Here is a 21,985-nt window from a genome sequence, read left to right on the forward strand (position 1 = left end):
ACCTGTTCGGCTGGATTGGTTGCGCGTCGCGCGGTTGACGAGCGTCCGGTTCAGAGGGTTGCGAGGAGCGTGGCGCACGCGTCTTCGCATCGCCGGCAGGCCGCGGCACACACGGTGCAGTGTTCGTGCATGGTGTGCTTCTCGCACTCGTCGGCGCAGCTCGCGCACGCGGTGCGGCACGCTTCCAGGGCTGCCCGGGTGAGGTTGGTGTCGTAGCCGGTGTGTCGGGACAGGATGCGCGCGGTGGTGTCGCAGAGGTCGGCGCAGTCCAGGTTCGTGCGGATGCACTTCGTGAGCTCTGAGACCATCTCCTCGCTCAGGCACGCATCCGCGCATGCGGTGCACGATTGGGCGCAGTCCATGCAGGCCTCGATGCAGTCCACGAGCGCCTTCTGGTCGACCTGTCCGAGGTCCTTCGGATAGGAGCGGAGCATTTCTGCCACGACAGTCATGATCGAATCCTCTCGTCGTCCTGGAACTCTCAAACTACGATCACGGTGTCGCCTGCGGCACCCCGTTGAATACCCCGGGAGGGCATGGTAACCCCAGCCGTGATGCGGCCTCAACGCTCAGGGCGCAGTGTCTCGCTGATCCGTTCCCCCAGGCGGGGGATCCCGCAGGATCAATGCCACGGCAGCCATGACGATGATCAGCGCGATGTCGTAGCTGGCGACTGTGTAGGTCCACCAGGCGGCATCGGTCGATTGCGTGTCGCTCAGCAAGTGCGCGAGTGCGAGGACCGGGCCCGTGGCCAGGAGCACGTACCCGAGGCGAACGAGGCGTCGATGCGTTCGCACAGGATCGAGCGGGTGGGTTCCGGCGCGGGTCATTGGAAGATCGCTCCGATCGTGAGGAAACTGGCGATGGCGAGGAGGGCGACGGCGATCGTCGCGGCTGTGATGAAGAACGTGAGATTCTGCAATGGGTTCTTGGGCTTGTTCATGAGAAGTCTTGGAGCGCGGGGCTTTGTCGGTATCCGCCCCCCCTATCGGGCGGGGCTGAGGACGGTCGTGCCGTTTGTGGAGATCTCGACGATGCCACGGTCGTCAACGAGGATGATGCGCTCGTCGATGACGGAGAGGGCTTGCACGGCGCCGCGCAGCGATTCCAGCTGCTGCCAGGCACCGCTTTCGTCCTGTGACCACAGGACGCCGTCCGTACCAGCACCAAGAAGGGTGCCGTCCGTGCGCGCCTCCAGGGCGTACAGGACAGGGGCCGCATCGACGGGCGTGAAGGTGTTGCCGCCGTCGGTGCTGAGGAGGAGGCCTTCTTCGGCGGCGGCGTACACGCCGGATTCGGTGGCGGCGAGATCAGCGGCGCCGAGGGGTGCACGCTCTGTCCAGGTGCTTCCCTCGTCGGTGCTGGTGAGTAGGTTCACCTGACTGGAAGGGATGCCGTACAGGACGCCGTCGGGTCCTGCGGTCAGGACGTGGAAGTCGGTGGTCCCGTTGAGGGCGATCGGGGACCAGGAGTTCCCGTAGTCGTCGCTGCGGATGATGCCGAGGTTCGGGGCTCCCAGTTCAGGCGGGGTGTCTTCCCCGGGGTGTCCGGACGCGAACAGCGTGTCTTTCCAGGCGGTGAATCCCATGGCGTCGAAATCGTGTCCGCCGATCGGGCCGGAGATCTTCCCGCCGGGGTCGAGGGTGAAGATGCCGTTGTGCGTGGCGATGAGCAGGTCATCGCCACGTGGGTCTTCGGCGATGCCGTGGATGTGGTCGATGCGGGGTGCCGAGTCGGGGTTTCCGAGCGGTGTTGCGGTGCAGCCGGTGGCGATGACGGCGAGGGCGGTCACCGTGGCAGTGGCGAGAAGGAGTGAGCGTTTCATGATGGCTTCCGGTGGCGGCCGCGGGACGGCCTGGCTTCGCGGCGCGCGGCAGGAGCGCACCGACATGTAATGGATGTCGAGGGCGTGGCAAAGAGGTGGCCGGTGAGGGCGGGCCGAACGTTTCTGGGCCCGCCCGAGTCGGGTCCTAGAGCTGTTCCAGGAGTTCCTGCATTGTGGCGATCTCTGCGGTCTGATCGTCGATCACTTGCTGGGCGAGGTCGAGGACGTCCGGGCTCTGCGCGTCGTCAAGGGCAGTTTGCGCCATGTCGACGGCACCTTCGTGGTGCACGATCATCTGTTCGAGGAACAGACGGCTGGCCTCGGCGGCGTCTGCGTTCTCCAGCAGGGTCATGTCTTCTTCGGACATCATGCTGTCGTCACCGCCCATTGACCCATGGTCCATGCCGCCCATGGAGTCAGGGTCGTAGTCCACGCCCCAGTCTTCGAGCCATCCGAGCATCTTGTCGATTTCGGGACCCTGCGCTGCTTTGATCTGTTCGGCGAGCTCGACCACGCGTGGGTCTGCCCCGTCCTTGGCGAGCAGGATGTCGGCCATCTCGATGGCCTGCTGGTGATGCGGGATCATCATCGTGACGAACATCTCATCCGCCTCAGTCGCCTGTGAGGTCGACGACGACTGCGACGGGGAGGTGGTCTCGCTGGACGGCGCGGTGCCGCTGTCCGCGCAGCCGCTGAGCGCCAGCGCGAGTGTCAGAATGCCGGTGCTGACAGCGAGGGCGATCTTCTTGTTCATGATTGTTCCTTCGATAAGTCGTATGAGGGTTCGCAAATAACGGCGCCAGGCGGCGCCACGAAACCGACCGCTCGGGTCGGCGGCGACTACTCAGGTGCGACTTATCGAAAGGAACGTGAGCGAGGGAGCCCGCGGAAAAACACCGGTCGCACCCCATCTCACCAGGCTCATCGCTCGGTGAAGGGGCAGGCCGCGACCGTGGATCAGCGTCGGAGGAAGCAGCAGCAGGAGGCCGGCGAGTAGCGCGAGCACGCAGGCCGTCAGCATGTCGTTGTGGCCCTGGTCGGGCCCGGTGCTTACGTGACAGGGCCCATCGCAGGCGGTGCCCATCACGTCAGGGGCGTGCTCATCGCCGGCTGCGGATGTTGAGTGGGTGAGCCCGGGCGATCCGTGCCCGGCTGGTTCGGCGGTGAAGGTGTGCATGGCCAGCAGCCCGACGATGACCATGAGCGTGGCCGCGCCGAGCATCAACAGCGCGCGCAGCGACAGCTGCGGGCGTGCGCTGCGAAACGCGACATGCATGCGGGGACCCTCCACTCTGCTCAGGATGCTAACACCGCAGACTATGCGCCTCTGATTCCCGGCTACGTGCCCGTCACCGCGTCCGGGCGCAGATCCAGTCGGCGCAGCAGCTGTGCATTGAGGGCGACCACGATGGTCGACAGAGACATCAGCAGCGCACCCACTGACATGGGCAACACGAACCCGATCGGGGCGAGCACGCCGGCCGCGAGGGGGACGGAGAGCAGGTTGTAGCCGGCGGCCCACCAGAGGTTCTGTTTCATCTTCCGGTAGCTGGCCCGCGACAGCTCGATCACCGACAGCACCGAACGGGGGTCGTCGCTGGCGAGGATGACGCCCGCGGACGCGATCGCGACATCCGTTCCCGCGCCGATGGCGATACCGACGTCGGCCTGCGCGAGCGCGGGGGCATCGTTGACACCGTCTCCAACCATCGCGACCTTGCGGCCTTCGCCCTGAAGCTCTTTCACCTTCGAGGCCTTGTCCTCCGGTCGGACCCCGGCGAAGTAGCGGTCGATGCTGAGTTCGCTCGCGACCGAGGCGGCAACCGCGTCGGCGTCACCGGTGATCATGACCACCTGCACGCCGCGCTCATGGAGGGCGTCGACGGCGTGACGCGACTCCGATCGGATCTCATCCGCCAAACGCAGCGCTCCGGCGACCTGGCCGTCGACGAGCACGTGGAGGATGATCGCCCCCTCATCGCGCCATTCGTCGGCGACCGGCAGCTCGGAGGCGTGCTCCTGCTCGAGCATGTACGGGCCACCGACCTGCACGATGCGTCGATCGACACGTGCACGCACCCCAACCGCCGGGGAAGATTCGAAGTCGGAGGAGGAATAGACCGTGAGAGTCTTCTCCTTCGCCGCGTTCACGATCGCGCGAGCGAGCGGGTGCTCGGAGTCTGCTTCCGCGGCCGCCGCCCACGCCAGCAACTGATCAGGGTCGGTTCCGGAGACGGGGTCGATCGCGGTCACAGCGGGAGTGCCCTTGGTGAGCGTGCCGGTCTTGTCGAACAGGACGGTATCGACGGTGCGCATGCTCTCCAGCGCGAGACGATCCTTGATCAGAACGCCTCCACGCGCGGCCCTCTCGGTCGCGATCGACACGACGAGCGGAATCGCCAGGCCCAGAGCGTGCGGGCAGGCGATTACCAGCACGGTGATCGTGCGGATCACTGCGGCGTCGGGCAGGCCGACGACCGTCCAGACGATCGCGGTGATGGCGGCAGCGCCGAGTGCGAACCAGAACAGCCACCCTGCCGCCTTGTCTGCGAGTCGCTGCGCTCGTGAGGATGAGTTCTGCGCCTCGGTCACCAGTTTCTGGATCCCGGCGAGAGCAGTGTCTTCACCGATTGCGGTGATCTCGACCCGGACCCCGGAATCGGTGGCGACGGTGCCGGCGATGACTTGGTCGCCGTCGCTGCGACGTACCGGGCGCGATTCGCCGGTGATCATCGACTCGTCCATGCTGGCCGAGCCCTGCACGATCCTCCCGTCCGCGGGCACCCGCCCACCCGGGCGCACCACCACGATGTCACCCACCTGCAGATCAGACGGGGCGACCGTCACGGTCGTATCTCCCTCGATCTTCTCCGCCTCGTCGGGCAGCAACGCAGCCAGGGAATCCAACGCTGAGGTCGTCTGTGCGAGCGAACGCATTTCTATCCAGTGACCGAGCAGCATGATCACGATTAGCAGCGCCAGCTCCCACCAGAAGTCCAGCTCGTGATGCAGCAGCCCGAGGCTCGCACCCCAGGATGCGAGGAACGCCACAGTGATCGCCAGGGCGATCAGCAGCATCATGCCGGGCTTACGGGCACGCAGCTCACTCACCGCGCCGGTGAGGAACGGGGCACCACCCCACACGTACATGACCGTCCCGAGAACCGGGGATACCCACCCGATCCACGCGGCCTCCGGCAGCGGGTACCCGAGCAGCATCGAGAACATCATCGAGAACCCGACAACAGGGACCGCGAGGATCAGCATGATCCAGAACAATCGCCGGAACTGGCCCACGTGATCGCCGTGGCCGGCGTGGCGGGCGTGGCCCTCGTGACCGCTGTGACCGGCGTGTTCTTGAGGAGCGCCGTGATCGTGGCTCATCGCCGCGTGGTCATGCTGCGCTGTCGGCGCACCGCCGTGATTCTCGTGTCCAGTGTGATGGGTGTGTTCGTCGTGCTGGCTCATCGGAAACCCCTGCTCGGATGCGCCCGGGGATGACCCGGGCGCGGACGGATAGTGGGTCAGGCGTGACCGGTCGCGAGGCTGTAGCCGGCCTCTTCGACCGCAGCCCTCACGGCAGCGGGATCGACAGGGGATGCGCTGTGGATCGTCACTCGGGACGGGCCGCCAGTGTTCAGGTCGACGGTGACGGACGCGACACCGTCCAGGGCGCTCAGTTCCTCACTGACGCTCGACACACAGTGTGAGCACGTCATCCCGGTGACCAGGACATCCTCCGAGACCGGGGTCGTGACAGGAGTGGATGCTTCGGTGTTCGATGGAGCGGCGCAGCACGCGCAACCAGCGTTCGCGTCCTTCAGTCCAAGTTCGATGCGGTCAGTCATGGTGAGTTCCTCCCAAGTAGTTTGACGAGTGGTTATGAACGGACCAGGCGAGCGATGGCATCGTTTGCTTCGCGGACCTTCTCCGCGGCAACCTCGCCACCCTCAGCGCTTGCCTGGGCGACGCAATGACTCAGATGGTCGCTGAGAAGCGACAACGCCACAGTTTCAAGCGCCTTCGTGGCCGCAGCGACCTGCGTCAGGATGTCGATGCAGTACTTGTCCTCATCGACCATCCGAGAGATACCCCGCACCTGACCCTCAACCCGACTCAATCGCTTACGCAGATCCGCCTTGTTGTCGGTGTAACCGTTCATGCTCACAAGATACCCCCTAGGGGTATCCAACTCAACGGGTGCCGGTCTATTCCCGAAAGGCAGCCTTGATACCCGGGTCGTCTTTGGCGCCGCCGGCCAGGCGTCGACGATGCCGGAAGTGATGCCCGCCCAGGCGAGCGTCTCGAACCGGTGGAAGCCGTTTGAGGATGCATGAAGACGGCGGTAAACTGTACATCGCACAATGTATAGTCATCGTATGCTGACTATTTCAGATCGACTTGACGTGATGAACCGGCTCGGGCGGGCGATGGCTGACCCTACTCGTTCGCGCATCCTGCTGACCCTTCTTGACGGACCGAGCTACCCGGCGGTGTTGTCTCGGGAGCTGGGGCTGTCTCGTTCCAACGTCTCGAATCACCTGACGTGTTTGCGCGGGTGCGGGATCGTGGTGGCTGAGCCCGAGGGGCGGCAGACTCGCTACGAGGTCGCAGACCCACACCTTGCCCGCGCCTTGACGGCGCTGGTTGACGTGACGCTCGCGGTCGATGAGAGTGTGCCGTGCATGGACCCGGACTGTGGGGTCGAAGGATGCGTGGCGGGGGAGTTGCGGGCGTGAGCTCGGTCACGGGTTCGCACGTCGAGCATGTCGACCTCGACGACGATGATGACGATGACCGGCCGTGGTACCGGAGCCCGGGCGTTCTGATCCCGATTTTCTCCGGCGTGGTGTTCGGCGCCGGCCTGGTGTGCGAGTGGACCGGCGCAGAGGCCGCGGGCCTGGTGCTGTTCTGGGTGGCTCTGTTGTTGGGTGCGTCGACTTTCGTTCCGGGTGCGCTGCGCAAGCTGTTCGCGAAGCGAAAGCTCGGGATCGGACTGTTGATGACGATCAGCGCTACCGGTGCAGTCATCCTCGGCTACGTCGAGGAAGCCGCGGCGTTGGCGTTCCTGTACTCCATCGCGGAAGCGCTGGAGGACAGGGCCATGGACCGTGCACGCGCGGGCTTGCGGGCGTTGTTGAAGCTCGTACCCGAAACCGCACTCGTCAAGAGATGCGACGCGACGTCCGAAGTGGAGGCGAAGGATCTGCGCGTGGGAGACGTGCTCGTGGTGCGCCCGGGTGAACGGGTAGCCACAGACGGCATTGTGCGGACTGGGCGGAGCAGCCTGGATACCTCAGCGATCACGGGCGAGTCGATCCCGGTCGACGTCGATCCCGGCAACGAAGTCTCTGCCGGGTCGATCAACACCACAGGCGTTCTCGAAATCGAGGCGACCGCTGCTGGCACCGACAACTCGCTGACGACGATCGTCGAGCTGGTCGAGCAGGCGCAAGCTGAGAAGGGCGACCGGGCGCGACTGGCTGACCGGATCGCCCGTCCTCTCGTTCCCGGAGTGATGATCCTCGCGGTTCTGGTCGGTGTGCTCGGTTCGCTCCTGACTGGCGATCCTGAGCTGTGGATCACCCGCGCCTTGGTCGTGCTGGTCGCCGCGTCCCCGTGCGCCCTGGCGATCGCTGTTCCGCTCACCGTCGTAGCCGCGATCGGTGCAGCATCGAAGTTTGGTGTGGTGGTGAAGTCCGGGGCCGCGTTCGAGAGGTTTGGTGGGATCCGCCATCTCGCTGTCGACAAGACCGGCACCCTGACCCGCAATGAGCCCACCGTGGCCCGCGTCGTCACCGTCGCGGGGACGACCGAGGACGATGTGCTCGCGTGGGCGGCGAGCTTGGAGGGTCACAGTACGCACCCCCTGGCTGCTGCGATCACCACCGCCGTTTCCGAGGCCCGAACCGCGGAGGCCGTCAGTGAGACTGCCGGACACGGCATCTCTGGCACGCTCGACGGTGCCCGTATCGCGGTGGGTAGCCCGCGCTGGCTGGACGCCGGTTCGCTGGACGGCGAGGTGCAGGCAATGGAATCCGAGGGGATGACTGTGGTTATCGTGCACCGCAACGACCAGCCTGTTGGCGCGGTAGGAGTGCGTGATGAGCTGCGCCCTGAAGTTCCCGATGTCATCGCAACCCTCACCCGACGTGGAATCGCGGTGACAATGCTCACCGGCGACAACGCTCGCACCGCCGCAGCTCTGGCCGCACAGGCCGGGATCAGCGATGTGCGCGCCGAGCTACGCCCCGAGGATAAAGCTGCCGCTGTCGCAGCACTGTCGAAGTCGCAACCCACGGCCATGATCGGGGACGGCATCAACGACGCCCCCGCGCTGGCTTCCGCGGACTTGGGAATCGCGATGGGAGCGAAGGGCGCGGATGCCGCGATCGAGTCGGCCGATGTTGCGTTCACTGGACATGACCTGCGCCTTATCCCGCAGGCACTGGAACACGCACGCCGTGGCCGCAACATCATCAATCAGAACGTTGTGCTGTCCATCGCGATCATCGCGGTGCTGTTGCCCTTGGCGATTACCGGATACCTAGGTCTGGCAGCCGTCGTCCTTGTTCACGAGGTCGCAGAGGTTGTCGTTATCCTCAACGGGCTCCGAGCGGCGCGACGGAGAAAGGCATGACCCGGCCCGATGACGGAATCACTCTCGGCAGAGCCACTCGTGGGGACGCGACGAGTTCGCCCGACCGAGCGTCCGCGCGAAGCCGATTGCTGCGGTTCCTACTCGCAGTAGGTGTCGCAGCGGTCGCCGTCTGGGTCGACCAAGGCACGAAGGCACTCGCCCTTGCACGGCTCAGCGAGGCCGACCGAGTCCCCATCCTCGGAGACTGGCTCGGGCTGCAGCTCGCGTTCAACCCTGGCACCGTGATGTCTCTCGGCGCCGACGCGACCTGGCTCCTGACCGTCTTGGCCGCTGCCGCATCCATCGCGCTGCTCATCGCCGCGACGCGCGCCCGAACGGCTGGGTGGGCGATCGCGATCGGACTCCTGTGGGGAGGCGCGGTTGGCAACCTGCTGGACCGCTTGCTCGCTCCGCCCGGATTCGGTCGCGGTCACGTCACCGACTTCCTGGCCTACGGCAACCTCTTCATCGGCAACCTTGCCGACGTCATCCTCGGCGTCGGCGTGGGACTTGGCTTGTTGCTCTATCTCCGGAAAGCGAACACATGATTCTCTCTGTCCTCCAAGCGATCGGTCTGTTCCTAGCCACGAACATCGACGACATCATCGTGTTGTCCCTATTCTTCGCCCGCGGCGCGGGGCAACGCGGCACGACAACTCGAATCCTGGCGGGTCAGTACCTGGGATTCGTCGGCATTCTCGGCGCTGCCGTACTCGTTTCCCTCGGCGCCGGAGCCTTCCTTCCGCCCGAGGTCATTCCATACTTCGGCCTCATCCCGCTGGCGTTAGGACTATGGGCAGCTTGGCAAGCATGGCGCCGCCGGCACGACGATGACGACGATGAGGCGAAGATCGAAGGCAAGAAGGTTGCTGTCTGGGCCGTAGCTGGGGTCACCTTCGCTAACGGCGGTGACAACATCGGCGTCTACGTCCCCGTTTTCCTCAACGTCGGACCCGCGGCGGTGGTCGCATACTGCGTCGTGTTCCTCGCGCTCGTTGCTGTGCTCGTCATCGTGGCCAAGTTCATCGCCACGCGACGTCCGATCGCCGAGATCTTGGAACGTTGGGAACACGTCCTGTTCCCCCTCGTCCTCATCGGGCTCGGTGTATTCATCCTGATCAGCGGAGGAGCATTCGGGCTCTGAGACCGGCGCAACAACGTCAAACAGGCTGACTGCCCCCTGCCGTAAACGATCGCTTCAGAATTTCTTTCCACGTCGTTGAGATATCCGCTTTGAATGTCGGAGGCTATCGCTAGTCTTCGAACATGAATACGAGCTGCCTGATCGAGTTCCGCGAGGAAGACCTCGCCGAGCTGGACGAGGTCGCGCGCTACGCCGAGGCGATGACGCCGGCGTTGGGGGCGATGGAAGTCGGCAACGTTCGCAACCAGGCCCGTGCGGGGGCGGTCGCGGAGCGGGTGGCGCGTCGTCAGCCGGCGTCAGTACGGTCGCAGGAGATGGTCTACCGCTCCGTCGCCGCGGAACTTGCCGGGGTGACGTTCACCACCGACCGGTCGATGCAAGCGCAGATCAACCAGGCGATGGAATGGGTCGAGTGCTACCCCGCCACCTTGACCGCGTGGGAAGCAGGGCGCATCACCCGGGCGCACGCGACCGCGGTGTTGCGGTGCGGGACGGTGCTGCCCCGCGATGCGCGGGCGGAGTTCGACGCTCGGGCCGCGGAGCTGTGTGTGGGTCAAGCCGTCGGGCGTGTGAAGGACCGCCTCGACCACCTCGCGCAGGAGTTGCACCCGCGGACGCTCGCGGAGCGGCACGCGAAGGCTCGCGAGGAACGTCGGGTGAGTGTCACGCCGTTGCCGGATGGGATGTCGGAACTCGTCGCGACCCTCCCGACCCTGCTTGCGGAAGGAATCAGCGACCGCCTCAACGAGCAGGCCTCCTCGATCATCGACGCCCGCAACACACCCGGCGACGGCGGGGCGGACGCCGACGCGGACACCGACTCGACGCCGGACTGTCGGACGCGGGATCAGATCCGCGCGGACATCTTCTGCGACATGCTCCTCACCGCCTCACCGCTGGCCGACCCCACCATCGACGGCGACGGAAACGGCACCCTCGGGATGATCCGCGCAAAGGTGCAGGTCGTGGTGCCGGCGTTGACGTTGCTAGGCCGGGATGATGACCCCGCGAACGACACCACCACGGCGGATCTGGTCGGATCCGCGCCGATTGACCCCGCGACCGCGCGCGCTCTCGCCGGGGCTGTTGCCTCGTGGGAGCGGATGGTCGTGCACCCCGTGTCGGGGCAGGTGCTGTTCACCGACTCGTACCGGCGCACCACCTCGATGGCGCGATTTTTGAAGGCCCGCGACCGACACTGCCGGTTCCCCGGATGCCGACGCCCCGCGATCCGCTGCGAGCTGGACCACACCCTCGATTTCGCCCTCGGCGGCCCCACCGACATCCGAAACCTCTGCCACTTATGTCAACGGCACCATTCGATGAAGCAATTCACCTCGTGGGGTGTCCGGCAACTCGGCGGCGGAGTCCTGGAATGGACCTCACCGACGGGGAGGGTCTACATCGACCACCCACCGGCACCGCTGGTGAGATTCATGCCGTCGGGAGGTGGGGCACCACCACCTGATGGGAGCGGCGGCGCACCACCGCCCGACCCCGCCCCCTTCTGACGCAGAGCTGCAGCCTCCCAAAGCTTCGCGCCGACGACCGGACGCGTACAGGGCCGATCACGCACGTTAGACGCGCCGTCGATCGGATACATCGACACCAGCGGCGCGTGTCAGCGATCCGAACCCCGATAAGACCCCGATAAAGACGAGCGCTGCGCCGGCGGCGACCGTCGGGCATGCTCGTCGATGAGGCCGACCGATCCCCTCCCCGGCGATCGGGTCTAGGTTGGACCCGATGTCCCCGTCCGCCTCCACCGCCCCCTCGACCCTGTCGATTCCGCTGACAAACCCCCAGCGATGGCGGGCATTCTGGGTGTGCGTCTCCGTCGCTGCCATCACGATCCTCGACCTGACGAAGGTCAACGTCGCCGTCCCCTCGATCGAGGCTTCCCTCGGCGCATCTCCGACGGCTCTGCAGCTGGTGGTCTCGGGTTACGTGCTGACCTTCGGTCTGGCGCTCGTGCCGTTCGGCCGCATCGGCGACCAGTGGTCGCGTCGCGGCCTGTTCATCATCGGCCTGGCCCTCTTCACGCTCGCAAGCGCGATGTGCGCCCTCGCGCCCGATCCGACGACGCTCATGATCGGGCGACTGGTGCAGGGCATCGCCGCGGGCATCCAGATGCCGCAGGTCATCGGAACGATCCAGCAGCTGTTTCAGGGAAAAGAGCGCGGACGCGCGTTCGGCCTCTTCGGCGCGACGATCGGCATCTCCACGGCGTTCGGCCCGACGCTCGGGGGGCTCCTGATCGCCCTCGGCGGCCCCGAAGACGGCTGGCGCTGGATCTTCTGGATGAACGTGCCGCTGTGCCTCGCCGCGATCGGACTGGCGATCTGGGTGCTTCCCAGCGTCCGCAAACGCGACGGCACGCGCATCGAGCTCGACCCGGTCGGCGTCTTCCTCTTCGCCATCGTCGTCATCTCGCTGATGTGGCCGTTCCTCTTCACGACCGGCTCGCCCGACGACAACCCGGCGCGATGGTGGGCACTCGCGCTCTTCGCCGTCTTCGGGGTGCTCTTCTTCCTGTGGGAGCGCCGGTACGCCGCAAGCGGTCGCGCGCCGCTCGTGCCCTTCGGGCTCTTCCGCATCGCGTCCTATCGCAACGGCACCCTCATTGCCGCGTCGTACTTCACCGCCGCGCCGGCGTTGTTCCTCCTCACCACCCTGTTCCTCCAGCTCGGCCTCGGCCTCGAACCCGTCTTCGCCGGCATGGTCGGCATCGGATTCGCCGTCATCAGCGCGGTCGGATCCTGGGTCGGCGGCAACCTCGTGAACCGTTTCGGACGCCCCCTGGTGGTCATCGGCCTGGCGATCATCCTGGTCGCGGTGATCGCACTCGCCGTCGTGGCGTTCTTCCTGCCGCCCGAAATCGCGCCGTACGCGATGGCCGGAGTCATGGCCGTCGGCGGCCTCGGAGGCGGCCTCGTCATCGCCCCCAACCAGACCCTCGCCCTCGCCGACATCCCGGTGCGCGACGGTGGACTCGCCGGGTCCGTCGGCCAGCTCGGCCAGCGCATCGGCGCGGCCGTCGGAACCGCGGTCGGGCTCTCGCTCTTCTACTCGACGATCTACCGCGAGGTCGGCAACGGCACCCCGACGCTGTCGACCTATCACGACGCCTACGCGTTCGGCATGGGTGCCGTGGTGTTCTTCCTCCTGATCGCGCTCGTTCTCGGGATCCTCGACATCTTCTCGCGCCGCCGCGAGCCGGATGCCGAGCCCGCCGACGCCTGATCGCGGCCTGCCGGACGGATGATGTCGGAGGGCGCGTCTACCGTGGAAGCATGCGCATCCTGCACACCTCCGACTGGCACATCGGGCGCTCGTTCCACGGGCACTCGACGCTGGAGGCGCTGCGCGGGGTGCTCGAGCGTCTCGTCGCGCAGGTGCGCGAGAACGACGTCGACCTCGTGCTGGTCGCCGGTGACGTCTTCGACTCCGCCGCGCCGTCCGCGGCCTGCTACCCGGTCCTGAGCGACACCCTCCTCGCCCTCCGCGAGACGGGCGCGACGGTCGTCGTCACGAGCGGCAATCACGACTCCGCGGCGCGGCTCGGCTTCCAGTCGGCACTGTTGCGCGACGGCATCCTCGTCCTCACCGACCCGGCCGCGGTCGGCACCCCGGTCACGATCGACGACGCGGCCGGACCCGTGCATGTTTACGGCATCCCGTACCTCGAGCCGGCGCTGGTGCGTCACGTGTGGCCCGGGGTGCCGATGCGCTCCCAGCACGACGCGCTTACCCACGCGATGTCACTGATCCGCGCCGACCACACCGCGCGCGGCGGCCGCGCGGTCGTGATGTCGCACTGTTTCGCCGCCGGCGTCGAGGCGACCCCCGGAGTCGAGCGCGAGATCCGCCAGGGCAGCCTCGACGTGGTGCCGGTGTCGGTCTTCGACGACCTCGACTACGTCGCCCTCGGTCACATCCACGGCCGCCAGACGCTTGCCGAGCGCGTGCGGTACGCGGGTGCGCCGCTCCACTACAGCTTCGGCGAGCAGGACAAGCCGCGCGGCTCCTGGCTCGTCGACCTCGACGAGAACGGGTTCGAGAAGGCGGAGTGGCTCGAGCTGCCGGTCCCTCGCCGCCTCGTGACGGTGCGCGGGGCCCTTGATGACCTCCTCACCGATGAGCGGTTCGCGGATGCCGAAGACGCGTGGGTCTGCGCGCAGTACACCGACACCACTCCTCAGATCGACCCGATGCGGCGTCTGCAGCAGCGCTTCCCCCACTGCGCGACGGTCATGCACACTCCCGACGCCCCGCGGGTCAGCGACGAGCGCTCCTACGCCCAGCGCGTCCGTCATGCCCGGTCGGATGCCGAGCTCATCGACGCTTTTCTGGTTCACGTCCGCGAGGGCGAGGGGGCCGACGAGCGCGAGCGGGAGCTCATCCGCGACGTCCTCGACGACCACGCCCTGTCCGAGGCTCGCTCGTGAAGCTGCATCGGCTCGAGCTGACCGGCTTCGGTCCGTTCCGCAACACCCAGATCGTCGACTTCGACGCCTTCGAGACCGACGGGATCTTCCTCATCGCCGGTCGCACCGGCGCGGGCAAGTCGAGCGTGCTCGACGGTGTGTGTTTCGGGCTCTACGGCGGTGTCCCGCGGTACGAGGGTTCCGAGCGGCGGTTGCGGAGCGACCACTGCGACCCCGCCGACCCCACTCGGGTGGTCGTGGAGTTCACCGCCGGTGACACCCGCTGGCGCGTGACCCGCTCTCCGGAGTACGACCGGCCCAAGCAGCGTGGCACCGGGATGACCACGGAACCCCACCGCGCCCAGCTCGACGAGTGGATCGACGGCGAGTGGGTCGGTCGCGCCGCACGTCCGGTCGACGTCGCGCGCGATCTCGACGAGATCCTCGGCCTCAACCAGCAGCAGTTCCTCCAGGTCATCCTCCTCGCGCAGAACCGCTTCGCGGAGTTCCTCCTCGCCAAGAACGACGACCGCCAGCGCCTCCTGCGTCGCCTGTTCGGCACGCGCACCTACGAGGGCTACCAGACCGCGCTCGACGAACGGCGTCGTGCCGCCGAGGCACACGTCACGACCGCCGGCGAGGGTGTGCAGATGCTCCTCGCCGAAGCCGAGGCCATGCTCGCGGCCGACGGACTCGAAGGAATCGATGCGGAGGCGACCGACCCCGGGGCGGCAGCCGTCGACGCGGAAGCGGGAACGTCGCTCGAGGATCGCATCGCCGCGGTCGCCCGCGGAGTCCAGCGCGCCGCCTACCGGGCCGACAGCCTCCGGCGCGAGAGCGACGAGGCCGAGGCGACCCATCGGGCCGCCGACCGCGCCCACACCGACCTCGTCGCCCTGCGCGACGCGCAGACCGAACGCGCCCGCGCGCGTGACGCGCTCGCCGCGCGCGAAGCGGAGCAGCCCGCCATCGACGCCGACCGCAGCATCCTCGACGCCGCGCGCGAAGCGGAAGAACTCCGACCGGTGCTCGAGGCGGAGGCGGCCGCGGAGATCGCGCTGTCGAGCGCGCTGGCGATGGAAGAGCGCGCCCTCGCGCAGTGGCAGACCGTCGTCGTCGCGATCGAGGCCGACCACCCGCACGAGCCGGACGCCGACGACCTCACCGCGATCATCGACGCCGCCGCAGCGACGGCCGCTGTCGCCGAAGCCGCCCGCGATGCCGAGCGCGACCTCGAGCGGTGGCGGGGCGAACTCGAGGGCACCCAGGCGCGCATCGCGGCGTCCGAGGCCGCGCAGGCCGACCTCGAGGCGCAGGCTGCGGCCCTGCCGCTCGAACTCGCCGCCCTCGATCACGACCTGGCGGTCGCTCGCGACGCCGCCGGAGGACGAGACGCCGTCCACCGGCGGGTGACCGACCTCGAGTCGCGCCGTACCGCCGCGCAGGAGGTCATCCGCGAGGAGGCGGTGCTCCGTGAGGCCGAAGCGCTGTACCTCGCGCGCACGGCGGAGCACGACCGCGCGCGCACCGAGGTCACCGACCTGCTGCGCCGTCGACTTGCCGGCTACGCGGGGGAGCTCGCCGCCGCGCTCGCCCCCGGGGAGCCCTGCGACGTGTGCGGCTCGACCGAACACCCCGCGCCCGCGCGTCACGACGACGAGCCGGTCACCGACGACGAGATGAACGCGGCCGAGCGCGTGCGGGATGCCGCGGCGACCGCCGAACAGGAGGCGGCGCGACGCGCGACCGAGGCTCGAGACCGCGTGGCCGCAGTGCGCGAGCGTTCCGGCGGCGAGTCCGAGGCGGCCCTGACGGCGGCGCTCACCGAGGCTCGCGCCATCGCAGCGGACGCGGACGCCGCCGCCGCCCGTCGCGACGAACTCGTCTTCCGACGCTCCCGGTTGGCCGAGACCGCGACCGAGGTCGCCGCGGAGCGCGACCAGGTGCGACTGCGGCTGTCGGCGGAACGAGAGCGGGCGGCATCCCTCCGCGCGGAGATCGGTGCGGCCGAGCAGACCGTCGACCGTGCCCGCGGCGACTACGCGACCGTCGCCGCCTGCCAGGAGGCCGCCGAGACGCGGCGTGCGGCGGCTGAGGCGCTCCGGCGTGCGCGCGATGAGAGCGCCCGTGCGTGCACGGCGCGGGACCAAGCGGCGGCGCTCACGGCCGCGGCCCTGGAACCGACACGTTTCGTCGACGCGATCGACGCGGCTGCCGCTCTTCGCGACCGTGCAGCGCGTGCGCACCTCGAGTCCCGAATCACCGACCACGAGGTGGCTCTCCGGGCCGAGCGCGACCGCGTCCGCGAGTGGGAACTGAAGCTCGCCGGCGTCGCCGACGAGCCGGCCGACGTCGACGCAGCCGCGGCCACGGCCGCCGCCGCGCGAGACGCGTGGAGCGCGGCGCTGGATGCCGCCGCCCGAGCCGCGCAGCGCGCCGCGCATCTTCGCGAACTCGCTGAACGCGCTGAGGATGCGCAGCGGAAGATCGGCGACCTCGCGGCCGAAGCCGCCGCCGTCACGCGCCTCGCCCACACCGTCGCGGGGCGCGCGCCGAACACGCACCGGATGACGCTGGAGTCCTTCGTCCTCGCCGCCGAGCTCGAAGAGATCGTCGCCGCAGCCAACCTCCGCCTCGACGAGATGTCCGCAGGCCGGTATCGCCTCCAGCACAGCGACGCCCTGGCGGCGCGGGGCGCGGCATCCGGTCTCGGGCTGCAGATCCTGGACGCGCACACGGGGCGGCCGCGGCCGGCATCCTCGCTGTCGGGCGGCGAGACGTTCCTCGCGTCCCTCGCGCTCGCCCTCGGGCTCGCCGAGGTCGTCACCGCCCGCGCCGGCGGTGTCCGGCTCGACACCCTCTTCATCGACGAAGGCTTCGGATCACTCGACGACGAGACCCTCGACCTCGCGATGCGCACCCTCGACGAGCTCCGCCAGGGCGGCCGCACCGTCGGGCTCATCAGCCACGTCGCCGCGATGAAGGAGCAGATCCCCGCGCAGCTGATGGTCGAAGCCTCGGCGCAGGGCCCGAGCGTCATCCGCCAGGATGTCGCGATTCCCGCCCCCGGCTAAGCTCGAACGCATGAACAAGAGCACGCTGTGGACGATCCTCGGGGTCATCGTGGCCGTCATCATCGCCTGGGTGCTCGTGGACGTGCTCTTCTCGGTGCTGTGGTTCATCGGCAAGCTCGTGATCGTCGCCATCGTCGCGGCGATCGTCTTTTTCGTCATCCGCGGGGTCTTCTCCCGTCGCGAGTGACCTTCAGGTCATGCGGTAGCCGACGCCGCGCACCGTCTCGATGGCGTCGCTGCCGAGCTTCTGGCGGAGATATCCGACGTACACGTCGGCGACGTTCGAGCCCGGGTCGAAGTCGTAGCCCCACACGCGACTGAGCAGCTGCTCGCGGCTGAGCACCTGACCGGCATGCCGTACGAACTCCTCCGCGAGGGCGAACTCGCGCGCCGACAACTCCACCGACTGCCCCGCCACATGTGCGCGGCGGGTGCGGATGTCGAGAGCGATGTCGCCGTGAACGAGCTCGTCCTTCGGCGCAGCGTCATCGCGCCGCATTCGCAGGCGGATCCGAGCGACCAGCTCGTCGAAACGGAAGGGCTTGCCGAGGTAGTCGTCCGCGCCGCCCTCGAGACCCGCAACGGTGTCCTCGAGCTCGACGCGGGCGGTCAGCATGATCACCGGCATCCGTGATCCCGACCCGCGGAGGTGCTCCAGTACGGCGAAGCCGTCCATGCCGGGGAGATTCACGTCGAGGACGAGGAGGTCGAACTCTCCCGTCAGGGCCAGGTCGAGCGCGTCCGTCCCGGTCGCTGCGACGCGGGTGGCGAAGCCGGCGGAGCGCAGGCCCTTGTCGATGAAGCCCGAGATCCGGGCCTCGTCTTCGGCGATGAGGATCGATGCCATGGGTGCTCTTTCAGGGCGCCGCGGGGGCGGCGGTGGGGGCGGGCGAGGATGAAGGTGGCGCTGACGCCGGCGGCGACGGCAGATCGGGTCGAGGTGGGATGACGAGGCCCTCCGGCACGCGGAGACGGCTCGTAGACAGGGGAATCGACAGCGTGAACACCGCACCGCCCCCGAGCGCATCGGTCACCCGAGCAGTACCGCCGTGGGCACGCGCGATGACCTGGACGATGTTCAGTCCGAGACCGCTGCCCGCGGCATCCGAGTCGGACCCGCGGTGGAAGCGGTCGAACACGCGCTCCTTCTCGTCGTCGGTGACACCCGGACCGAAATCGCGCACCGACAGCTCCCAGCGGTCTCCGGCGACGGCGCTGGAGATCACCAGACGCCCGCCGCCGTGGGTGACGGCGTTCTGTGCGAGCTGCAGCGCCGCCTGGGTGACGCGGGCGGGATCGAGCGCGGTGACGACCTCCGCGATCGGCCCGGTCTCGACGTCGGCGCCGGTGATCCCCTCGCTCTTGCGGATGATCTGGCGCACGAGATCGGCGGCGTCCACCTCCTCGGGCTTCACGGGGGCGGGGCCGTGAAGGGCCGCGGCGGCCGCCAGGTCCTGCACCAGTCGTGCCATGCGCTCGAGCTCGTCGACGACGAGATTCCGGGTCTCGCGCACGTCGCGCGGGTCGTCGGGGTCGAGCACCTCGAGGTTGCCGCGGACGATCGTCAGCGGGGTCTTCAATTCGTGGCCGACGTCGCTGAGGAGACGTCGCTGCGACTCGAGGGCGTCGTCGATGCGGTCGAGCATGTCGTTCATCGTCGCGGCGAGGCCGGAGACATCGTCGCGGCCCTGGATCGGGATGCGTTCGGTCACCGACTGCCCCGACACCCGCTCGGCGGTGTCGCGCATCTGGCGGATGGGGCGGAGGAGGCGCGTGGTCACGAGCGCGGCGGCCCCGGCGATGACGGCGATGGTGATGGCCGACGCGATCACCCAGACCTGTGCCGACTGGTCGAGCTCGGCGAGCTCGGCGTTCAGGTCATAGGCGAGGACGAATGTTCCGTCGTCTCCGTCGCCGACGGAGATCGGCGTCGCGAGGTACCGCCACACGACGCCGTTCTCGGCGTAGGTGCCGATGACGGGGTCTCCGCCCGCCGTCGCATCCTCCACGTGCAGGATGAAGCCCGGCTGCGTGAGCAGATCGACGTCGAGTGCCACCCCCGGAACGAGCCGCGGCGCGCCGTTGAGCAGTCCGACGGTGCCGGTGTTGTCATCAGGCGCGGTCCGCTGCACGACGGCGGCGAGCGCCTCAGACGTCGACGTCCAGGTACCCGCGCGGGGGTCGCCCTGCTCGACGAGGAACCGCGCCGTGTCGAGGCCGCCCTGAAGGAGGGCGTCGACTTGCTGCAGGGTGCGCGAGCGCTCCTGCAGGAACACCGCGAACCCGACGGCGATCATCCCGAGGGCGGCGACGATCGTGATGACGGCGATGAGGCGCGTGCGCACGGAGAACGCCGGTAGGCCCCGGCGGCGTGCGGTCTTGGTGCGCGTCACGCGTTTCAGTATGAAGCCGCCCGCCCGCCCGCCGCGCAAGCCTAAGAGAGGTCTCATCCCATCGCGCCGCCGCGCGTGCTGGAATCGAGGGGTGCCCGCTCTTCTTCCCGACGAGGTGCTCCTGCGCGAGGCCCTCGAGATTCCGGATGCCGCGCCCGTGGTCCTCCGCACCCGTGAGCCGCTGGGTGCGGGCACCGTGACCGGTTTCGAGGTGATCGGCGCCGACGGGCACACCGCGACCTACTTCGTCGACACCTCGGGGCGCCGCGTGGCCCAGGAGACGGGACTCGCCACCGGAACACCGGATGCCCCGGGGGAGCGGATCTGGTTGCACCCACAGGATCCGCACCTGCCGGCACTCGCCCCGGTCGCGTTCGGCGATGCGGCGCGCACACTGCTGCACCGCATCGGGCGCGAGGTCGTCGAGGCTCCCGAGCTCGTCGCGTATCGCGCCGGTCGCCGCGCGGTGTTCCGGGTCGTCTGCCGTGACGGCATCCGGTGGGTCAAGGTGATCCGGCCCGAGCGCGTCGAACGGATCGTGGGGCTGCACGCCCTCCTCGCGGATGCCGCGCTGCACGTCCCGCAGATCGAGGCGTGGGCCGACGCCGGGCTCTTGGTGCTCCCGCAGGCGTCGGGACGCCCGGCCGTCGACGTGGCCCCACCGGCATCCGTGTTCCTCGACGACGTCGACCGGTGGCGGGCGGCGATGGCGGACGCACCGCTGGAGAACCGTGCCCGGTCGGGGTTGCCCGAACGCGCCGAGTGGTACACCGCGCGCCTCGTGCCGCGCCTCGCCCCGGAAGCGGCGGAGCGACTGCGGGCGCACGCGGCACGGGTGGCGGCGGTCGTCGGCGACGACGGAGTGCTCACCGCCATCCACGGCGACCTCCACTTCGGGCAGCTCTTCGTCGACGACGTCGGACGGATGTCGGGGGTGATCGACGTCGACACCGCGGGTCGCGGATCCGCCGCCGACGACAGCGCCGCCTTCGTCTCGCACGCCCTCGCCAGCGCCGCCCTCGATCCGGGGGCGCGAGGAGGGTGGGCCTTCACGGTCGCGCTCGCGGCCCTGGAGCGGTGGGACGACCCCGCCGTGCACGTGCGCGAGCGCGTGGCGGTGCACCTGTGGGGTCACGCCCTGGGGGCGGATGATCTCGGCGACGCCGCGCGACGCGACGTGCTGCTGGCGACCGCGGATGCCCTGCTCGCGGGCGAGGGCGTACCTAAGGACGGTCTCATGGACGGCTTCGGTACGCCTTAGCGAAGACCCTCAGAGTGGTATCACCGCCGGTTCCCCCCGGACTGCGGCAGAGAGAGGACAGCATCATGAACACCAAGAAGAAGTGGATCGCCTACGGCGTCGCCGGCGCCCTGGGACTCACGATCGCGGGCGGCGCGGCCGCTGCCACCGCCGCCAACATGACCATCCGCACCACCGATGGAAACGTCGTCCCCGGCGGTTCGATCCAGGGCAACTCGGGCGAGCTCGGCGACGCCGTGCAGATCCGGGCGACGCTCACGTCGGCCTCGGTCGTCTCGTCGCCCTCGCCGACCCCGTCGCCGACCATGAGCGCCCCGTCGGTGCAGAGCTCGCCGTCGCCGGTGACCCCTCCGAGCCCCGCAACGCCGCCGTCGCCGATCTCGGTCGTCAGCGCCCCGACCCCGGTGCCGCCCCCCGCACCGGCCCCCGCCCCGGCGCCGCCCGCCCCGGTGGATTCCCCGCCGTCGCCGGCATCTGTGCCGTCGCCCGCGTCGGCGGCATCGGCCGGCTCGAACTGACCCGCCCCTGACCCCCACCGGCAACCCCGGAGCCCCGAAGGCTCCGGGGTTTTCGGTTGCCCGCGGAGGCCGCGTCAGGCGGAGGGGATCAGGCGGAGGGCATCAAACGGGATACACCTCGCCGAGACACGTGTAGAGCTGCGCGCTGCACGCGGTCACGGCGGTGCGCCAGTCGGTGATCGCGTCGTCCTGCGCGCGGTCCGAGACGGCCTTGAAGACGCGAATCGGCACGTCGAAGTGGCTCGCGACCCAGATGTAGGCGTAGGTCTCCATGTCGACCAGACCCGCGCCGAGTGGCCGGATCACCCGGACCGCCTCGACATCGTCGACGAAGTGGTCACCGGTCGCGATCACCGCATCGCCGCCCGCGGTCTCCAGGCGTGGGGGGAGCGAGACATGCTGGCCAACGATCCCGTCGATGTCGGTGACATCGTGCTGGACGGCGGCGGAGATCTCGTACACGCCGTAGTCGATGCGCGGATCGATCGCGCCGGCCGTTCCGACGACGACGACCTCGTCGTAGTCGCCGGCATCCAGCGCGCGGGTGAGCGCGTACGTGGCCTGCAGCTTGCCGGGGCCGGTCACGAGCCGGTCGAAGCCGGGGATCTCGTCGGGGAAGGCGGACAGTTCGGCATCAAGGGCGGCAACGAGTAACTTCACCCTCCCATTGTCCTCTGCGGGTCCGGGGCTCTGGGGCAGGATG

Annotated in this window: 23 protein-coding genes; 12 read left to right on the forward strand and 11 right to left on the reverse strand. The window is 68.6% G+C overall.

What is annotated here, in order from left to right; genetic code table 11:
• Positions 1–50: 50 nt before the first annotated feature.
• The 6 genes from LTL01_RS03155 to LTL01_RS03180 form a co-directional block, all read right to left on the reverse strand.
• On the reverse strand, positions 51–452 hold the full coding sequence (locus tag LTL01_RS03155) for a four-helix bundle copper-binding protein (RefSeq protein WP_053548210.1): 402 nt from the start codon (positions 450–452) through the stop codon (positions 51–53).
• 117 nt (positions 453–569) lie between these two features.
• On the reverse strand, positions 570–761 hold the full coding sequence (locus tag LTL01_RS03160; RefSeq protein WP_236967381.1) for a hypothetical protein: 192 nt from the start codon (positions 759–761) through the stop codon (positions 570–572).
• A 224-nt stretch (positions 762–985) separates the two neighbouring features.
• Positions 986–1,825 (reverse strand): F510_1955 family glycosylhydrolase, encoded by an 840-nt coding sequence (locus LTL01_RS03165; protein WP_236967382.1) that lies wholly within the window; start codon positions 1,823–1,825, stop codon positions 986–988.
• A gap of 145 nt (positions 1,826–1,970) precedes the next feature.
• A complete protein-coding gene (locus LTL01_RS03170) occupies positions 1,971–2,579 on the reverse strand; it encodes a DUF305 domain-containing protein (protein WP_053548207.1) in 609 nt (202 codons plus the stop codon).
• A 90-nt stretch (positions 2,580–2,669) separates the two neighbouring features.
• Positions 2,670–3,101, reverse strand: coding sequence for a DUF6153 family protein (locus LTL01_RS03175; protein ID WP_053548206.1), 432 nt, complete (start codon positions 3,099–3,101; stop codon positions 2,670–2,672).
• A 62-nt stretch (positions 3,102–3,163) separates the two neighbouring features.
• Entirely contained in the window at positions 3,164–5,092 is a 1,929-nt protein-coding gene (locus tag LTL01_RS03180) for a heavy metal translocating P-type ATPase (protein WP_082334732.1), read from the reverse strand.
• Positions 5,093–5,122: 30 nt separating this feature from the next.
• Here LTL01_RS03180 and LTL01_RS14910 point away from each other — a divergent pair, with 30 nt between their 5' ends.
• A complete protein-coding gene (locus LTL01_RS14910) occupies positions 5,123–5,326 on the forward strand; it encodes a hypothetical protein (RefSeq protein ID WP_082334724.1) in 204 nt (67 codons plus the stop codon).
• A 23-nt stretch (positions 5,327–5,349) separates the two neighbouring features.
• On the opposite strand, the gene LTL01_RS03185 is transcribed toward LTL01_RS14910, so the two are convergent.
• Both LTL01_RS03185 and LTL01_RS03190 read right to left on the reverse strand, forming a co-directional pair.
• Complete coding sequence (locus LTL01_RS03185) at positions 5,350–5,673, reverse strand: heavy-metal-associated domain-containing protein (protein WP_155048972.1); 324 nt, start codon at positions 5,671–5,673, stop codon at positions 5,350–5,352.
• A 32-nt stretch (positions 5,674–5,705) separates the two neighbouring features.
• Positions 5,706–5,987, reverse strand: a complete 282-nt coding sequence (locus tag LTL01_RS03190; RefSeq protein WP_053548254.1) for a metal-sensitive transcriptional regulator — start codon at positions 5,985–5,987, stop codon at positions 5,706–5,708.
• A 217-nt stretch (positions 5,988–6,204) separates the two neighbouring features.
• Between LTL01_RS03190 and cmtR the strand changes: the two genes are divergently transcribed.
• The 9 genes from cmtR to LTL01_RS03235 all read left to right on the forward strand — a co-directional run bounded on the left by cmtR (position 6,205) and on the right by LTL01_RS03235 (position 17,297).
• Positions 6,205–6,564: a Cd(II)/Pb(II)-sensing metalloregulatory transcriptional regulator CmtR gene (gene cmtR, locus LTL01_RS03195; RefSeq protein WP_053548253.1), complete on the forward strand. Its 360-nt coding sequence runs from the start codon at positions 6,205–6,207 to the stop codon at positions 6,562–6,564.
• Positions 6,561–8,465, forward strand: a complete 1,905-nt coding sequence (locus LTL01_RS03200; protein WP_236967383.1) for a heavy metal translocating P-type ATPase — start codon at positions 6,561–6,563, stop codon at positions 8,463–8,465. The genes cmtR and LTL01_RS03200 overlap by 4 nt, the downstream gene beginning before the upstream one ends.
• 86 nt (positions 8,466–8,551) lie before the next feature.
• Positions 8,552–9,013: a signal peptidase II gene (locus LTL01_RS03205; protein ID WP_230379484.1), complete on the forward strand. Its 462-nt coding sequence runs from the start codon at positions 8,552–8,554 to the stop codon at positions 9,011–9,013.
• Positions 9,010–9,609 carry a cadmium resistance transporter gene (locus tag LTL01_RS03210; RefSeq protein WP_053548203.1) on the forward strand — a complete coding sequence of 200 codons (600 nt, stop codon included), beginning with the start codon at positions 9,010–9,012 and terminating at the stop codon, positions 9,607–9,609. The genes LTL01_RS03205 and LTL01_RS03210 overlap by 4 nt, the downstream gene beginning before the upstream one ends.
• Positions 9,610–9,731: 122 nt before the next feature.
• Positions 9,732–11,120, forward strand: coding sequence for an HNH endonuclease signature motif containing protein (locus tag LTL01_RS03215; protein ID WP_231718005.1), 1,389 nt, complete (start codon positions 9,732–9,734; stop codon positions 11,118–11,120).
• A 235-nt stretch (positions 11,121–11,355) separates the two neighbouring features.
• Entirely contained in the window at positions 11,356–12,852 is a 1,497-nt protein-coding gene (locus tag LTL01_RS03220) for an MFS transporter (protein WP_236967384.1), read from the forward strand.
• A 50-nt stretch (positions 12,853–12,902) separates the two neighbouring features.
• Entirely contained in the window at positions 12,903–14,057 is a 1,155-nt protein-coding gene (locus LTL01_RS03225; RefSeq protein WP_236967385.1) for an exonuclease SbcCD subunit D, read from the forward strand.
• Entirely contained in the window at positions 14,054–17,110 is a 3,057-nt protein-coding gene (locus LTL01_RS03230) for an AAA family ATPase (protein WP_236967386.1), read from the forward strand. Before LTL01_RS03225 ends, LTL01_RS03230 begins: the two co-directional genes overlap by 4 nt.
• Positions 17,111–17,120: 10 nt before the next feature.
• Entirely contained in the window at positions 17,121–17,297 is a 177-nt protein-coding gene (locus LTL01_RS03235; protein WP_053548200.1) for a hypothetical protein, read from the forward strand.
• Positions 17,298–17,300: 3 nt separating this feature from the next.
• Here the strand turns inward: LTL01_RS03235 and LTL01_RS03240 are convergent, their stop codons facing one another.
• Both LTL01_RS03240 and LTL01_RS03245 read right to left on the reverse strand, forming a co-directional pair.
• On the reverse strand, positions 17,301–17,957 hold the full coding sequence (locus LTL01_RS03240; protein ID WP_053548199.1) for a response regulator transcription factor: 657 nt from the start codon (positions 17,955–17,957) through the stop codon (positions 17,301–17,303).
• 10 nt (positions 17,958–17,967) lie between these two features.
• Entirely contained in the window at positions 17,968–19,503 is a 1,536-nt protein-coding gene (locus LTL01_RS03245) for a sensor histidine kinase (RefSeq protein ID WP_236967387.1), read from the reverse strand.
• A gap of 91 nt (positions 19,504–19,594) precedes the next feature.
• Between LTL01_RS03245 and LTL01_RS03250 the strand changes: the two genes are divergently transcribed.
• Both LTL01_RS03250 and LTL01_RS03255 read left to right on the forward strand, forming a co-directional pair.
• Positions 19,595–20,764 carry a phosphotransferase gene (locus LTL01_RS03250; RefSeq protein WP_053548197.1) on the forward strand — a complete coding sequence of 390 codons (1,170 nt, stop codon included), beginning with the start codon at positions 19,595–19,597 and terminating at the stop codon, positions 20,762–20,764.
• Positions 20,765–20,829: 65 nt separating this feature from the next.
• Positions 20,830–21,282, forward strand: coding sequence for a hypothetical protein (locus tag LTL01_RS03255; RefSeq protein ID WP_236967388.1), 453 nt, complete (start codon positions 20,830–20,832; stop codon positions 21,280–21,282).
• Between the two features lie 102 nt (positions 21,283–21,384).
• On the opposite strand, the gene LTL01_RS03260 is transcribed toward LTL01_RS03255, so the two are convergent.
• The gene (locus LTL01_RS03260; protein WP_236967389.1) at positions 21,385–21,942 is read right to left on the reverse strand and encodes a nucleosidase; all 558 of its coding nucleotides are present in this window, start codon (positions 21,940–21,942) and stop codon (positions 21,385–21,387) included.
• Between the last annotated feature and the right edge of the window lie 43 nt (positions 21,943–21,985).

It is taken from the genome of Microbacterium aurantiacum (genome assembly GCF_021654035.1).
Lineage (GTDB): Bacteria > Actinomycetota > Actinomycetes > Actinomycetales > Microbacteriaceae > Microbacterium > Microbacterium aurantiacum.